This is a genomic window from Salmonella sp. SAL4457 (assembly GCF_046548235.1).
Taxonomy (GTDB): Bacteria; Pseudomonadota; Gammaproteobacteria; order Enterobacterales; family Enterobacteriaceae; genus Salmonella; species Salmonella enterica.
Map to the genome: position 1 here is coordinate 1 of NZ_JBGDZO010000023.1, position 671 is coordinate 671.

The window sequence follows — 671 nt, forward strand, 5'->3', positions numbered from 1 at the left end:
GCACTACGACCCGCAGGCGGCTGCCGCAGCGCCGCGCTGGACGCGCCTGGAACACAATCGCTGCAGCAACTGCCCGCTCGATCGCGAACGCTACAGCCATTGTCCGGCGGCGGTCGACCTGCATGGGGTGATCGAGGATTTCCGCAACCTGCCGGCGTTCCGCAAGGCCGGCATCTGCGTGCGCACGCCGGAGCGCGAGTACATCAAGCAGGCGGGCCTGGAGGAAGGACTGCGCGCGCTGATCGGCTTGATCATGGCCAGCAGCGCCTGTCCGCTGCTGGCGCCGCTGAGGCCGATGGCCATGCAGCACCTGCCGTTCGCCAGCAACCAGGAGTTCGTGCTGCGGGTGGTGCCGCTGTACCTGATGCGCCAGTACTTCAACTTCCGCGAGGGGCGGCATGCCGATTGGGAACTGAAAGGGCTGGTGCGGCTGTTCCAGCAGTTGCAACTGGTCAACCAGGCGTTCTGGCAGCGAATCCACGACACCTGTGTCAGCGATTCCAACCTGAAGGCGTTCCTGACCTTCTTCTCGCTGTCGTCGAGCATCAGCTATTCGCTGGAAACCCAGTTGCAGAAGATCCGCCCGCTGGTGATGAGCGCCGAGGAAACGCTCGGCTGAGGCGCAGGCCCCGGCCGAGCGGGGAGAGATCAGGCTTTCTTCAGGTGCACCG

General features: G+C 65.1%; 1 protein-coding gene. It reads left to right on the forward strand.

Going from position 1 to position 671, the window contains the following annotated elements:
- Positions 1-619: DUF6901 family protein (locus tag ACLJNW_RS23000; protein ID WP_410961063.1), on the forward strand; the 619-nt coding region annotated here is incomplete at its 5' end.
- Between the last annotated feature and the right edge of the window lie 52 nt (positions 620-671).